The organism is Paenibacillus pabuli NBRC 13638 (genome assembly GCF_001514495.1).
Classification (GTDB): Bacteria; Bacillota; Bacilli; order Paenibacillales; family Paenibacillaceae; genus Paenibacillus; species Paenibacillus pabuli.
The window spans coordinates 328,750-340,826 of the sequence record NZ_BCNM01000002.1; the positions used below are offsets into that span (position 1 = coordinate 328,750).

The 12,077-nt window shown below is 43.0% G+C and carries 16 protein-coding genes; 3 read left to right on the forward strand and 13 right to left on the reverse strand.

Features of this window, described 5'->3' with window-relative positions; all coding sequences use genetic code 11:
• Nucleotides 1-190: 190 nt before the first annotated feature.
• On the forward strand, nt 191-1,159 hold the full coding sequence (locus PPA03S_RS05175; protein WP_062320511.1) for a cation diffusion facilitator family transporter: 969 nt from the start codon (nt 191-193) through the stop codon (nt 1,157-1,159).
• 335 nt (nt 1,160-1,494) lie between these two features.
• On the opposite strand, the gene PPA03S_RS33640 is transcribed toward PPA03S_RS05175, so the two are convergent.
• Nucleotides 1,495-1,761: a hypothetical protein gene (locus PPA03S_RS33640; protein WP_062320513.1), complete on the reverse strand. Its 267-nt coding sequence runs from the start codon at nt 1,759-1,761 to the stop codon at nt 1,495-1,497.
• On the opposite strand from PPA03S_RS33640, the gene PPA03S_RS05185 reads away from it, so the two are divergent.
• Nucleotides 1,760-2,188, forward strand: coding sequence for a hypothetical protein (locus PPA03S_RS05185; RefSeq protein ID WP_062320515.1), 429 nt, complete (start codon nt 1,760-1,762; stop codon nt 2,186-2,188). The genes PPA03S_RS33640 and PPA03S_RS05185 overlap by 2 nt on opposite strands.
• Before the next feature lie 145 nt (nt 2,189-2,333).
• On the opposite strand, the gene PPA03S_RS05190 is transcribed toward PPA03S_RS05185, so the two are convergent.
• From PPA03S_RS05190 to PPA03S_RS05235, 10 genes are all read right to left on the reverse strand, one after another.
• Nucleotides 2,334-3,359 carry a UCP032817 domain-containing protein gene (locus PPA03S_RS05190; protein ID WP_062320517.1) on the reverse strand — a complete coding sequence of 342 codons (1,026 nt, stop codon included), beginning with the start codon at nt 3,357-3,359 and terminating at the stop codon, nt 2,334-2,336.
• A gap of 141 nt (nt 3,360-3,500) precedes the next feature.
• Nucleotides 3,501-3,884 (reverse strand): hypothetical protein, encoded by a 384-nt coding sequence (locus PPA03S_RS05195; RefSeq protein ID WP_062320519.1) that lies wholly within the window; start codon nt 3,882-3,884, stop codon nt 3,501-3,503.
• A gap of 163 nt (nt 3,885-4,047) precedes the next feature.
• Nucleotides 4,048-5,019: an aldo/keto reductase gene (locus PPA03S_RS05200; RefSeq protein WP_062320521.1), complete on the reverse strand. Its 972-nt coding sequence runs from the start codon at nt 5,017-5,019 to the stop codon at nt 4,048-4,050.
• A gap of 25 nt (nt 5,020-5,044) precedes the next feature.
• The gene (locus PPA03S_RS05205; RefSeq protein WP_062320524.1) at nt 5,045-5,461 is read right to left on the reverse strand and encodes a MerR family transcriptional regulator; all 417 of its coding nucleotides are present in this window, start codon (nt 5,459-5,461) and stop codon (nt 5,045-5,047) included.
• Between the two features lie 332 nt (nt 5,462-5,793).
• Nucleotides 5,794-5,964, reverse strand: coding sequence for a MepB family protein (locus PPA03S_RS05210; protein WP_245683517.1), 171 nt, complete (start codon nt 5,962-5,964; stop codon nt 5,794-5,796).
• A 65-nt stretch (nt 5,965-6,029) separates the two neighbouring features.
• Complete coding sequence (locus PPA03S_RS05215) at nt 6,030-6,503, reverse strand: NUDIX domain-containing protein (RefSeq protein ID WP_062320526.1); 474 nt, start codon at nt 6,501-6,503, stop codon at nt 6,030-6,032.
• Nucleotides 6,504-6,651: 148 nt separating this feature from the next.
• Nucleotides 6,652-7,515, reverse strand: coding sequence for a DUF4085 family protein (locus PPA03S_RS05220; protein WP_062320528.1), 864 nt, complete (start codon nt 7,513-7,515; stop codon nt 6,652-6,654).
• Complete coding sequence (locus PPA03S_RS32740; RefSeq protein WP_157283947.1) at nt 7,487-7,657, reverse strand: hypothetical protein; 171 nt, start codon at nt 7,655-7,657, stop codon at nt 7,487-7,489. The genes PPA03S_RS05220 and PPA03S_RS32740 overlap by 29 nt, the downstream gene beginning before the upstream one ends.
• 565 nt (nt 7,658-8,222) lie before the next feature.
• Nucleotides 8,223-8,753, reverse strand: a complete 531-nt coding sequence (locus PPA03S_RS05230) for an NUDIX hydrolase (RefSeq protein ID WP_245683518.1) — start codon at nt 8,751-8,753, stop codon at nt 8,223-8,225.
• Nucleotides 8,750-9,067, reverse strand: coding sequence for a winged helix-turn-helix transcriptional regulator (locus PPA03S_RS05235; RefSeq protein WP_157283965.1), 318 nt, complete (start codon nt 9,065-9,067; stop codon nt 8,750-8,752). The genes PPA03S_RS05230 and PPA03S_RS05235 overlap by 4 nt, the downstream gene beginning before the upstream one ends.
• A 353-nt stretch (nt 9,068-9,420) precedes the next feature.
• Between PPA03S_RS05235 and PPA03S_RS05240 the strand changes: the two genes are divergently transcribed.
• The gene (locus PPA03S_RS05240) at nt 9,421-10,008 is read left to right on the forward strand and encodes an NAD(P)H oxidoreductase (protein ID WP_062320536.1); all 588 of its coding nucleotides are present in this window, start codon (nt 9,421-9,423) and stop codon (nt 10,006-10,008) included.
• Nucleotides 10,009-10,204: 196 nt separating this feature from the next.
• Here the strand turns inward: PPA03S_RS05240 and PPA03S_RS05245 are convergent, their stop codons facing one another.
• The gene (locus PPA03S_RS05245; RefSeq protein WP_062320538.1) at nt 10,205-10,846 is read right to left on the reverse strand and encodes a FusB/FusC family EF-G-binding protein; all 642 of its coding nucleotides are present in this window, start codon (nt 10,844-10,846) and stop codon (nt 10,205-10,207) included.
• A 554-nt stretch (nt 10,847-11,400) separates the two neighbouring features.
• Complete coding sequence (locus tag PPA03S_RS05255) at nt 11,401-11,952, reverse strand: stalk domain-containing protein (RefSeq protein ID WP_062320542.1); 552 nt, start codon at nt 11,950-11,952, stop codon at nt 11,401-11,403.
• Nucleotides 11,953-12,077 lie beyond the last annotated feature (125 nt).

Sequence of the window (12,077 nt, forward strand, 5' to 3'; positions counted from 1 at the left end):
CACCGGGTATGTTTATATTTTCTCGAATCTGGTTGACACTATTATGAGCCGCACCTATAATAAAAACATAACATATGAACAACTGCTCATATATTCATTTATAAGTGATTAATCATTGCCGAGGATCACTTTTAATCATAAAAAAAGCATATTACATACCGGAGCAGCGCTCCAAAGGAGAGGATTTCATATGTCTGGACATCACCACAATCATGACCATGGACACAATCATGCTCACACGAACAACAAGAAAGTACTATTGTTCTCCTTCATCATTATTACCGTCTATATGATCATTGAAGCCGTTGGTGGATATATCACGAACAGTTTGGCGCTCATCTCCGATGCAGGTCATATGTTGTCAGACGCAATTGCTTTGGGAATCGCTTTGCTGGCGTTCACCTTTGGCGAAAAAGCAGTAAATGCTGGAAAAACCTACGGCTACAGACGCTTTGAGATTCTCGCAGCTACGTTAAATGGAGTCACCTTAATCGCGATCTCTCTTTACATCTTCTACGAAGCCATTGGTCGCTTCATTCATCCGCCAGAAGTCGCAACGGTCGGCATGTTGATCATCAGTATCATTGGACTGCTCATCAATATTCTGGTTGCCTGGATTATGATGCGCGGTAGCGATACGGAGAAAAACCTGAATATGCGCGGCGCCTATCTTCATGTCATCAGTGACATGCTGGGATCCGTTGGGGCCATAGTTGCCGCCCTGCTCATGATGTTCTTCGGCTGGGGCTGGGCCGATCCACTTGCGAGTGTGATTGTCGCAGCACTGGTATTGCGAAGCGGGTTCTTCGTAACCAAATCATCCTTGCATATCTTGATGGAAGGAACCCCAGCGAATGTGGATGTAAATGACCTTGTTCAGACCATCAAACAAGTCGATGGCGTCAAAGGCGTCCACGATGTGCATGTCTGGTCCATTACCAGCAACCTGAATGCGCTGACCGCTCATATCGTGGTCGACGGAACGATGGATGTGTACGCATCCGAGGTGCTTGTTCAGAAGATTGAACATCTATTAGAACATAAAGAAATCAAGCATGTGACACTCCAAGTGGAGTCTGAAAAACATCTGCATGACACCTCGGTATTGTGTACCGTCAAAGGCGACGCACCGGATGCCCATGCGCATCATCACCATTGAGATTTAGAGACCGTTGGTTGTAAATTGAAACAGGACTGATTCCCGGTAGTGGAACAGTCCTTTTTTCATTTCGTCTATAACTTTAATTCCTTCCCGTTGTTATGTATTACAGATGGCATTCTCGAATTCATCTTGTTAATGCACAGTGCTCTTCTTGTTACGCTTAAACTGACAAATATATTAATGAGGAGGTCAAATCGGTCATGGGAAAATTCCAAAAGTTTTTGTCAGTGATCCTTGTCCTGATAACGCTTCTTCTGTTTCTTAACTACCTGGAGTTAAGGGAAAACAATAGACTACAAGTCATCATCATTAAAGGGATATATAACTAACATCTATATTCTCTCGTCAATGATACATTTTTTCTCATCTTGTTTATTGTTGTTTTGTTTTTTGATTTCAGTTTTCAACTCATGCACTTCTTTGATCAGATACTCAAGTCTTATTGATGTTTTTGACGAATCTATGGCATAACGTACAACTACTACAATGATAAGAAACACAAAAAAACATATAAATAATAATATTAAAGCTCCAAAGAGATTCATTTTGGTTAACAACTCCTTACTTATATTAAACTTATCGAATGAGGTAACATTCATGACAAAAAAAGCAATCTATCCGTTTCTTCTCTTCTTCCTTCTTCTCACGGCCTGCGCTTCAGAAGATTCTGCTGAAAATCAGGACACGGAGACTATCCCAAGAAATGAGACTGCACCTGTAATCATGAGTGTTGAGACTAACTTTTCCGAGAAAGAAGGTTGGGTCGTCGTCCCTGCAAAAAGTACAGCATTAAATGTCACAGTAGAGGCGACCAACGCGGACACACTCCTTTTTTGGATTGTTCCAACGGGGACGGAATCTTGGGGAGAGCGAGAACTGATTGGTTACGATATTAACGCGAAAGATGGTTGGAAAGTAACGTGGAATATTACCGGTAAGTCTTTGCATCATCGCTTGGTTGTTCAAGCATTAGGAAGTGATGGAAAAACGATCACTGACGAAACGATAAATATTACGAACGAGTAATTTGAGTTATTTAAGGTTAGCATATTTAATTATCCACGCCCACTTTAATCAATCTTTTATTAAGTGGGCGTGGATTGTTTAAAGGTAATGCCCCTTGGGCTACTTGATCTAAAATGAAATCTCTCAGTCATACTGTGCTCTATCATTAATCGCCACCACCACCACAAGATGAACAGCTGGATGAGCTGCAAGAAGAGTCGGAAGATGATCCAGATCCTCCCGAGGAACTACTACTGTCGGTACATTGATCCGCATAACAGCTGGAACTGCTCGTGCAGCCACTGCTTGACGAGGAACCATAGGCTGCCTTTTCCTGTGGAAGAATTTCCTGTTCCAGCCGCCCCATGTGTAACCCATATGTCGCCTCGTTATGCATGGAGTAATACACCATGGCGCTAGCCATGACGAGAGCTACATCGCTACTTCCGGAAGATACTGGAGACAGCTCTTCTTCACTTAGAGTTGCGCATCTACGTAGTTGATCAATCAAGTAGGCAATCACCTGAGCAGCTTCAGGATCCTCCTGCATGCGTCTGGCATGAAACAGTTCATTCACCAGTTCGGATTGATCTCCCTGTGCGATCAGCTTCTGTACATCACTGGATAATGGGTAAGTGAAAAAATCACCCCAGATTGCAGCACTGTAGGGGGTGAACTCGAATAATTGACAGTACACCCAGTCAAACCACGCACGTGCTCCTGGCGTTTCGCGGCGGGTGATTGCCGGCTCATGGTGTACCGTGGAACCCATGAATTCTGCACAAAAATCAGCGTAAGATTTCGTAAACATCAGCATCTCATGCCACAAATCATCAACTTCATCACTGAACATGGGCACCTGCTTAAGTAATGAAGCCATAATGAAATATCGCTTAAGCTCTATCAATTTCCACCGATACTCCAGCGTTTTCATGTGAGGATATTCCTGTTGAATTCGGATCTTGAGTTTGTTGGCAAAATGCTTATTGTAACTCTTCTCCAATTGAAGAATGGTTTGCTGATAGGAGACTTCTTCTCGAAGTCCAAGATTCAATGGTGCTTTTTTTCGTCTGTATGTAACTTTCGTCTGTTTTCTGCGTCTTCCTGCTGGACGGAAAATCTTGAACTTACGTCGAACCAAATAGGCTGTTACAACTAATAAAACTGCTGCAAGGTAGTAGTAGATCGGCATAATAAAACCGCTCCTCTCCGTTGATCTTCTCTATGTAGGGTTAAACTATCATTAGTATAAATGAGGAACGGCAGTAATTCATAGAGCCCTTTGGCATACACGCAAGGGCTCTAGTTTTGTATATTTCGTTATTGTTCATTGTTATGACATAGCCACTATTATACTCGTTATCAGCATCATCAACGTTACGGGCGCCCAGATTCTTCGTTCCCATACACTTCTCGTAATCAGATTCAAAATCGTTCCAAGTACTAAATACGCGACGATAAACCAGATCGCTGTCTCTGCAAAATCAGACCACTGAGCCCAAAGCAATTCTGCTTTACTCAGAACAATGATACCCATAAATGCCAAAATCGCAATCTGAACTATGCAGGCAAAACGCATGGAGATGGGGTATTTCCCGGGAAACTTCCCACCCATAGCATACTCGCCCCACGGCACACCTACCGCTAAAGCAATTTGAAAGAGAATCACGATTAGGATCAGGAAGGTAAATGCTATTGCTGACGTTAATACGATCATGACCACACTCCAGTATTCAAAGTGGCAGTAGAATCACTCCCATAATAGGGATACCTTATTTTCCAATCGTAGATCCTTCATTCTCTACAGAAATGCAAACATGATTGTTCTCTAAATTATACAGGATATTCCACTAAATCATACTTCCTTTTTTGCCTCATTTTTACCCGTTAAGCTGAGTCATCATTTCTTTCATATAACGTGTTCCATGGACCTCATGTTGGGGACTTACCTTTTCAATGCGAGCTAAGTCATCAGATGTAAGTTCAATCGTTGCAGCGTTCGCGTTTTCCTCCAAATAATTGATTCGTTTCGTTCCCGGAATCGGCAATGCGTTATTAGCCATAGTCCAAGCTAAAGCCAATTGTGCAGGCGTACAACTCTTCTCCATCGCAATCTCTTTGATTTTATCCACAACTTCTATATTTTTGGCGAAATTGTCTCCTTGGAACCTCGGCATATATCTGCGCAGATCATTATCATCCAAATCTTCGAATTTCCGTATCTCACCTGAGATAAACCCTCTGCTTAATGGACTGTATGCAATATGGGTAATATTCAGTTCTCTCGCAGTTGGTAGAATCTCGTCCTCAATATCCCGGCTCCACAGGGAATATTCGCTCTGCAACGCAGAGATTGGATGAACGGCGTGTGCACGGCGTAAAGTGGAAGCCGATGCTTCCGACAATCCAAGGCAGCGGACTTTCCCCTCTTTAACCAAGTCAGCCATCGCGCCAACCGTTTCCTCAATCGGAATCTGAGGATCTACCCTGTGTTGGTAATACAGATCAATATAGTCGGTGTCCAGCCTGCGAAGACTTGCTTCTACAGCCTTTTTCACGTAATCCGGATGACCATTCAACGTCTCATAGTTTGGGGTATACGCAAATTTGGTAGCAATAATGGCCTGATCGCGACGTCCCTTCAGCGCTTTCCCCAGTAGTTCTTCATTATGACCATTACCATACACATCAGCTGTATCTAGCAGTGTAACGCCAATCTCCAGAGCGTGATGGATGGTCTTCATTGACTCCTCATCATTGGTTTCTCCATACATCCCCGGAGACATGCCCATAATTCCCAATCCAATCGAAGATACGACTATATCGCTATTTCCCAGCACTCTTTGCTTCATCTCTCCATCTCTCCATCCGTTAATATTAGTCTTTGCCGATGCTTTCCATTTGGTCTAGCAGCTTGCTTTCTGAAGGAAGCTTTCCTGTTTCTATGTCTTCATAGATCGTCAATTTGTTATTCACCGCTGCAAGTGCTTCGGCAATTTCAAGTTGGCGGCGATGTAATTCCTCTTTATATTCGTGAAGGATCGCTTTCCGTTGTGGAATCGTTGAATCCCCGTCCAGTGCCAGACTAACCATATGTTTCAGTGTAGATACTTTCATACCCGTTGCCCGGAAACAGGACATCAGTCTCATCCAATCCAGATGTTCTTCCTCGAACAACCGATTTCCATGTTGATCCCGTTGAATGTAAGGGAGCAGTCCCTCCTTCTCGTAGTAACGAATTTTATGTGCAGGACAACCCAGCCGCTCCGAAGCTTCTTTTATCGAAAAAGCCATACTGCTGACTCCTCCTTTATGTTCATTTTTGGATGTATTTGGCCGGTTCTTTTACATCCTAAGGCTTAATGTTCACATTAAGGCAAGCACAATTTCAAAAAAGCTAAATGAACTGACGTTCACTATTTTTAACAATGGAAGACATTACACACGCTTCAGTACTGGGAAATAACGATTAGAGAGATATGCCAAAAGATCGGTGAAAGCTGGAATTCGGAGGAAAAGAACCTGGAGATGCTGGGCTACTGTTTCGCTTACTTCAATCGTTGGGTGCCATAAAGTACCCGGGCTTGATCACAGTTCAATGGTTCGGTAAAAGATACTTCCAGGAATTATTCCAGCTGCCATTGCTGCGTGTTTAGAGCCTGTTTACTTGTTGGTTTGTCCCAAGGCGGATATACACGTATGGCGCGCTTGCCACCTTTGCCTTGATCCGATATGATATCTCGCTGTAACAATACATGCTTCGGAAATACAAAATGACCAATATATGTTCTCATCATATATCCAGGATCTTAATTGATTCGGTAAAAATAAGGTGAGTTTTAGACTCCAGTTCCACACTGGATTATCTTTCAAAATGGGCCCGTTCTTCATGATTGGAACTAAAAATATAATCTGGATATTGGTTTGCCATGGGTGGAAGCTGATCCTCTGGGAAAAATTGCAGATCCTTCATCTCTTCATTATCAGGTGTGAGTTGTCCAGACTTGATGCTGCATTCAAATACAATGGTTAGATATTCAACCTGGTGACCATTACTGTATGTAAAACGTTGTTTTTCACCACCGTATACTCCAATAATTTTCTCTGGTTTAACAACTAGACCTGCCTCTTCCAGTGCCTCTCTTACCATCGCTTGAGCCGGTGTCTCACCAAGCTCAATTGCTCCAGCAATCAGCCCCCAGGTTGATTCGTTATGTTTACGACCGAACAGGATCTCCTTTTGTTCATTTCGGATAATCCCAGCTACACCCGGCATAAAAATAAGCTCGTTGCCGATCTTATCCCTCAGGTTTTTGTAATAGTCAGACATGCCCATATAGAGTATACCTCCTTCTTAGAGTTACTGAATTCCCGCTGTACCGTAGGAAGCTTCAATTGCCTGAATATAATTTTCCCAGGTCAGCAAATTTCGTGTTTTTATTTCCGTCTTGTTCAGGATCGAACTCAGCTTCTGGGTCTCTGTCTCACTCTTCCTCTGCAAGAATATTCGTACAGCGAACAATCAACTCAGGCGTAGGCTCCCCTCCAAAAAGAACATGCAGCTCATATCCGTTATCGATCCGATACAGCTCTTGATACAACCAGTAACTACCTGCAATCTCTCCCTCTTGCTTAATGATTTCGGGTGCAACCAGTGTCAGCTTGTTTATATTGGTGAAGCTTCCACGGCTGTCAAAACGCATGACAACTTCCTCTCCCGTCAGAAGTTCCGTCACTGTACAATCATGAAATTGCACCCGGCGAAGAATATCATCGGGGATATTTTGTTTCAACATGACTGCCCTGTATTCTTGCCCTACCCGTTCAATCTCTTTCGTATGTTCTGCACTTTGCTTCTTCAGCTGACGCAGTATTTCTCTTGTGCAATATCCCAGCGTAAACACACGGATATCTGCGATTTGCTTATAAATTTCTTGGGGTAAACGTTCCATCTGGTTTTGGAAACGCCACTCCATCATTTCTTTGTATTCATCTTTACATTTTTTCTCGTCAAATGGAGGACGGGCATCATACGCTGCAATGAGCTTCTCGATATGCGCTCTCTCTTCCGGTGGCATGCGGTACACCATCTGATCCTCTTCCGTCACCTCTTCCCCGCTAAAAGCCTTGTCTACACGAGTGAGCACCTGACCATCATGCTCTAGCATGAAACGGGGGTCCATGTTATATATCTCGCGCTCCTGCTTTACATGTTCTTTTTCCTTTCTTTTATACAGCCGTTGAAAGAGTGTCTCGTCCAATTCGTAAGCCCCGCTATGTACTCTCAAGCCAAAATGAAGCCCGGTCTTCTGACACATCTCAACCCATTCTTTTGTTAAATATTTCATAGGCACCTCTCCTGCTCATGTTTAACGCTGCTTCATAGCTAGCATGTTCAACAAATTTGACCTGAGGTTTAAGCTGAACAAGTTCAGCCACGACATTTTGATAACCAGCGCCTGTTAAGAAATCTTCTACTGTTTGCAACATGTAAACCTCCAGAACTTCCAGATTTTAATTTGGCAAAAGTGAACAGCATTACGCCCTCATCATCCGCAGGACATAACGGTCTCAGCTATCTCATATGAAATAAACGAACTTTCTACGCCAAGGTTTGGAAAAATTTATGTTTCACTTCTTTTTGGTTCCGCTCGGCCCATTCATGGATATCCTGTAACCCTGCGGTCTCCTGATTTTTTTGAAAATAAAAGCATAAATCCATCGGCACTAACCGTTTTCCATAGAGTTTAATACCAATCCGTTTGTAATTTATATAAATGCACTCAATCTGGGATGCGTCGTATTTCCGATGTTTCGTAGAGATCACATGATCGCTTTCGAGCGTAATGCTGGGTTTAGTGAAAAACAAACGCCGGATCAGGAAAATGATATAACCCAGAATAAAGGTCAATATACCTATCAGGGAGTACTTAAGAATACCATTTTCGTCGAGAGCAACATTTCTGAATAAAATAAATTCAAGGAGCAGCATACATATTAAATTCAATACTGCTCTTGGATAAGTTGTTGAATATGTAATGAGTTACACCTCCAATCAAATCTTCCCATCAATTCGCAGCCATTTAGAAGGAGCCTTTTTGGCAAAATGCTTTTCAACAAAATCCAAAATATGATCGATCCCGGGCAATGCCGCATTTTCTTTCGCTTCGTCAAACGTCATCCATTGGTAATCACTATGTTCATGATTCAACTGGACAGGCTGGCTTTCATCAACATAGCCTACGAATACAGGAGCGGTATAGGTATAATCCTCCATGGGCGAATAATACTGTTCAAATTGGTTGGCAGAGTACAAACGTACCTCCGTGATGCCCGTTTCCTCACGAATTTCCCTTAACGCAGCTTCCCATGCTTTCTCGCCCATTTCTATCCCGCCACCAATATAACACCACTCATTATGCAGCATACGGCTCGCCCGCTTGAGCATCAGCACATGGTATTGATCCAGATTCTTTTTCAACAGAATTACAGCGACACCTTCACAACGGATAGGGATTACTTGTTTAGTTTGATTAACTTGTTTAGTGTCCTTAACACCATCCACCGTCCCACTCCCTCTCTTCAAGTTTCGAAGGAATCAAAGTCCTCCAGTACCTTCGACCGATCCCCGTAAACCTTGTCCAGATGCTCTTCCCCCCAATAACAAAGGTGATCCAGAGCGGGCTTGAGTCCCCATCCGTATTCAGTCAACTCATATTCCACCTTCGGGGGAACCTCGGAGTACACTTTTCGCTGCACAATCTCGTCCTTTTCGAGACCTCTGAGCTGCGTTGTCAGCATCTTCTGCGTAATGTCAGGGATCAGCCGCCGCAGCTCCGAGGTCCGTTTGCGACCTGTAAACAAATGATAAATAATCAGAGGCTTCCACTTTCCGCCCATCACTTCCAAGGCTGCCTCTACACCGACCTTATATTTTTTGGGAGCACCCGTTTTTCCATGTTCCGTCAACGTTCATCCCTCCTTCATCAAGTTATAGCTAATCTAAAAAACATGATCTTCATGCTTCTTTCCTCTAACTTATTTATACTCTTACTTTCTTTCTTCTCTTTATCCGTTATTTAAGCCTATTTCGAGGCATCCATTCAGGGTACTTTGATGTTCCTATGGCACTTCATTCTTCCTATAGAACAATAAAGTGCGTACTTCCAGATGTTTTCATACCTGTTTATAATAGCATCAGCCATTGATTCATGGCTACAAAACAGCAATGCAGAAAGGTAGTGAACGATAAGATGAACGTATTAGTTGTTGTATCCCATCCGAGAAAAGATTCCCTAACCTTCCAGATAGCTGATCGTTTTGTACAAGGTCTTGCCGAGGCTGGTCATGGTTATGAGATACTGGATTTACATGAGATTGGCTTCGACCCGATTCTTCGGGAGATGGATGAACCAGACTATACCCAAGAAAAACAGGTATTCTCGCCTGAGGTTGAAACGGAGATGGAACGATTGAAGAAGCACGATGCTGTGGCTTTTGTATTTCCTCTCTGGTGGTGGCATCTGCCAGCCATGCTGAAAGGATATGTGGATCGTGTCATGAACAACGGGTTTGCCTACGGCGCGAACAAACTTCCTCATCAGCAGATATTGTGGATCGCTCTTTCGGGCGTGACGGAAGAACAGATGCAGAAGCGCAACTATGGGCAATCGATCGCCAATCTGCTCAATGTGGGTATTGCCGATTACTGTGGCGTGTCCCAATCGAGGGTTGAATTTTTATATGAAACATTGGAATCCAAGCCTGAGCATTATGTGGCACTGCTGAACCATGCACATCACTTGGGACTGAACTATGCCAATGATCCTTCGACGCTGTAAGGTATGAGAATATGGTATGACTCCTAAACATGAGTTCTGAAGTTTTGTAATACGTTCGGTGGCTTCAAGCCTTCTTTGTGAAAATAAAATACGTTGACCGTAACGCTATCTTCTCGCGTTTACAGTAAAAAAACAACTACGCTTGAACACGGCAAAAAGGTCGCTCCGAAGAGCGACCCTGCCTTTGTGCCTTGCATTATTTTACTGTCGAGAGAAGAAACTTCTCCAGCATAGTGGTATCGGTGATGCTATGGTTACAAGCCGTGTTATCCGTACATACGTACTGGGCAACGGAAGAAATGTTATCCGGCGTATGGTTCTTGGTCTTTACGTTGAAGAATCCGAGCTCCTGATGGCGATGACAGAACATACAGTATCCCTTCTTGTTCGTCGCCGTAATTCGCCCCTCAATCCCTAGGAACCTGCCTTCATACGGATACACGATGAACAAGCGATCGGTAGCAATGTCGGTCCATCTCAGATAAGTTGTACGTGCGTAATCGATGGATTCCAGATCCGGCACTTTGAGCTTCTTTACCTTGGGAAACAGCTTCTGGATCTGCTTCGCGGATACTTGCGGAAACGGAATTAGATGTGATTCGAGCTGGTTTAGATACGTCTGCAAGTCATGTGCCGTCTCATACGTCGATAACTGCTCCAGCAGTTCCTTCTGTTCCAGAGTCAGTTCATTAAAGATGCCCACTGCATTCGTGCCAACTGTATAGCGCACAGTTTCCAGTACTTTTCGATCCACAACCGAGCGCAGCGTTTTGAGCAGGAAATCAGCTTGTTTTTGGATAAAATTAAATTGGTGATTCTGAATAAATGGTGTTTGCATGGCTTTCAGCCCCTTATTTTTATTAGGAAAATAAAGTAAGGTGCAAAGCCTCGGGTTGAACCATTATGTTGATGTTGATTCCAGGGCAAACGATCTCATTTTGTCGCGCCCTACACAAAGTCCGCCCCTATTCAGGCTTTGCGTAAGGCTTTCTAGCGAACGAGCAATCCGGCATCATCCATATTGCCACGTCATAACCCCCAATGCGATAGATATACCGGAATTATAACAGGATTGGGAGTGTATGGGCAACGGGCTTCGTTCCGATCTCCACTTTTCAGAAATATAGCCTACAAATTATACTTTATCTTTACATACCTCATATTCAATAATCCCATATCGACTGATGTCTCTAAGTATCCAACGATCTGGTTAAACGTAAAAACATATTTGAGATCGATCCTGGATGTTTCCAGTTTAACGAAATCGCTTAACGTTCCTGTATTAACGACCCAGCGAATGCTGAGTGTGTCTGGTTGCTTCCTAGCTTCCCTGGAAATCATCTTCCAGACTAAAACATTACATCCTTCAAAACCTGTTGTTCTGCATAAAAATCATGGCAAGTTATTCTTCGCAGTTATTCGAACCATGTTCTTGCTGTTATTGGATTCCCAATGAACCTCCTTACCATATGCTTCACTAATTGCTCTTAACGGCAAATAAACTCTTCCATCTACCATTAATACTTTACTCTTTAGTTCAATTTGCTTGTCGAACTCGGTAAAAGAGCTTTCCCCCACCTTAAAGGTTAACCTTGGCTTTGGATAATCATCTTTGTCGACATATGCAAATATTACACTTTTGGCTTCGTTATCCCACCATATCCCTTTACCAGGCACATCGAAATCTAGTACATTCGTAATATAGGCTGGCGAAACGAGTATGTGGCCGTCAGAGATGATATAATCATTTGCCTCTACTAATTGAAATGTTTCCAAGTTAACTGTAACTTCAATTGATTTCTTGGGAGCTTCAGTACCTGCTTGAGTCTTTAGTTCTTTTTCATTAAGTAATATATTGATCTTTTTCGGTGCGCTTGTGGCTGTAAAAGTCATGGATACGCTCAATAACGTCAAAGCAAGGGTAACAACCATAATCTTCTTCACTTTGTCCACATCCTCCTATTGGCGAAATACTCATACTCTTAATCAACTCTCATAGTACCATTTTATTCAATTAAAGGTAATATACTCCTATTCCACAACAAAAAAGAAGCCACCTCCCTGGCCTT

Coding starts and splice junctions, on each gene's coding strand:
- PPA03S_RS05190 (WP_062320517.1), bottom strand. CDS start 3,359: ATGCCGATCTACTACTACCTTGCAGCAGTTTTATTAGTTGTAACAGCC.
- PPA03S_RS05245 (WP_062320538.1), bottom strand. CDS start 10,846: ATGCAAACACCATTTATTCAGAATCACCAATTTAATTTTATCCAAAAA.
- PPA03S_RS05210 (WP_245683517.1), bottom strand. CDS start 5,964: ATGATGAGAACATATATTGGTCATTTTGTATTTCCGAAGCATGTATTG.
- PPA03S_RS05200 (WP_062320521.1), bottom strand. CDS start 5,019: ATGAAGCAAAGAGTGCTGGGAAATAGCGATATAGTCGTATCTTCGATT.
- PPA03S_RS05185 (WP_062320515.1), top strand. CDS start 1,760: ATGACAAAAAAAGCAATCTATCCGTTTCTTCTCTTCTTCCTTCTTCTC.
- PPA03S_RS05175 (WP_062320511.1), top strand. CDS start 191: ATGTCTGGACATCACCACAATCATGACCATGGACACAATCATGCTCAC.
- PPA03S_RS05220 (WP_062320528.1), bottom strand. CDS start 7,515: ATGAAATATTTAACAAAAGAATGGGTTGAGATGTGTCAGAAGACCGGG.
- PPA03S_RS05195 (WP_062320519.1), bottom strand. CDS start 3,884: ATGATCGTATTAACGTCAGCAATAGCATTTACCTTCCTGATCCTAATC.
- PPA03S_RS05240 (WP_062320536.1), top strand. CDS start 9,421: ATGAACGTATTAGTTGTTGTATCCCATCCGAGAAAAGATTCCCTAACC.
- PPA03S_RS05215 (WP_062320526.1), bottom strand. CDS start 6,503: ATGGGCATGTCTGACTATTACAAAAACCTGAGGGATAAGATCGGCAAC.
- PPA03S_RS33640 (WP_062320513.1), bottom strand. CDS start 1,761: ATGAATGTTACCTCATTCGATAAGTTTAATATAAGTAAGGAGTTGTTA.
- PPA03S_RS05235 (WP_157283965.1), bottom strand. CDS start 9,067: ATGGGCGGAAAGTGGAAGCCTCTGATTATTTATCATTTGTTTACAGGT.
- PPA03S_RS05205 (WP_062320524.1), bottom strand. CDS start 5,461: ATGGCTTTTTCGATAAAAGAAGCTTCGGAGCGGCTGGGTTGTCCTGCA.
- PPA03S_RS32740 (WP_157283947.1), bottom strand. CDS start 7,657: ATGTTGCAAACAGTAGAAGATTTCTTAACAGGCGCTGGTTATCAAAAT.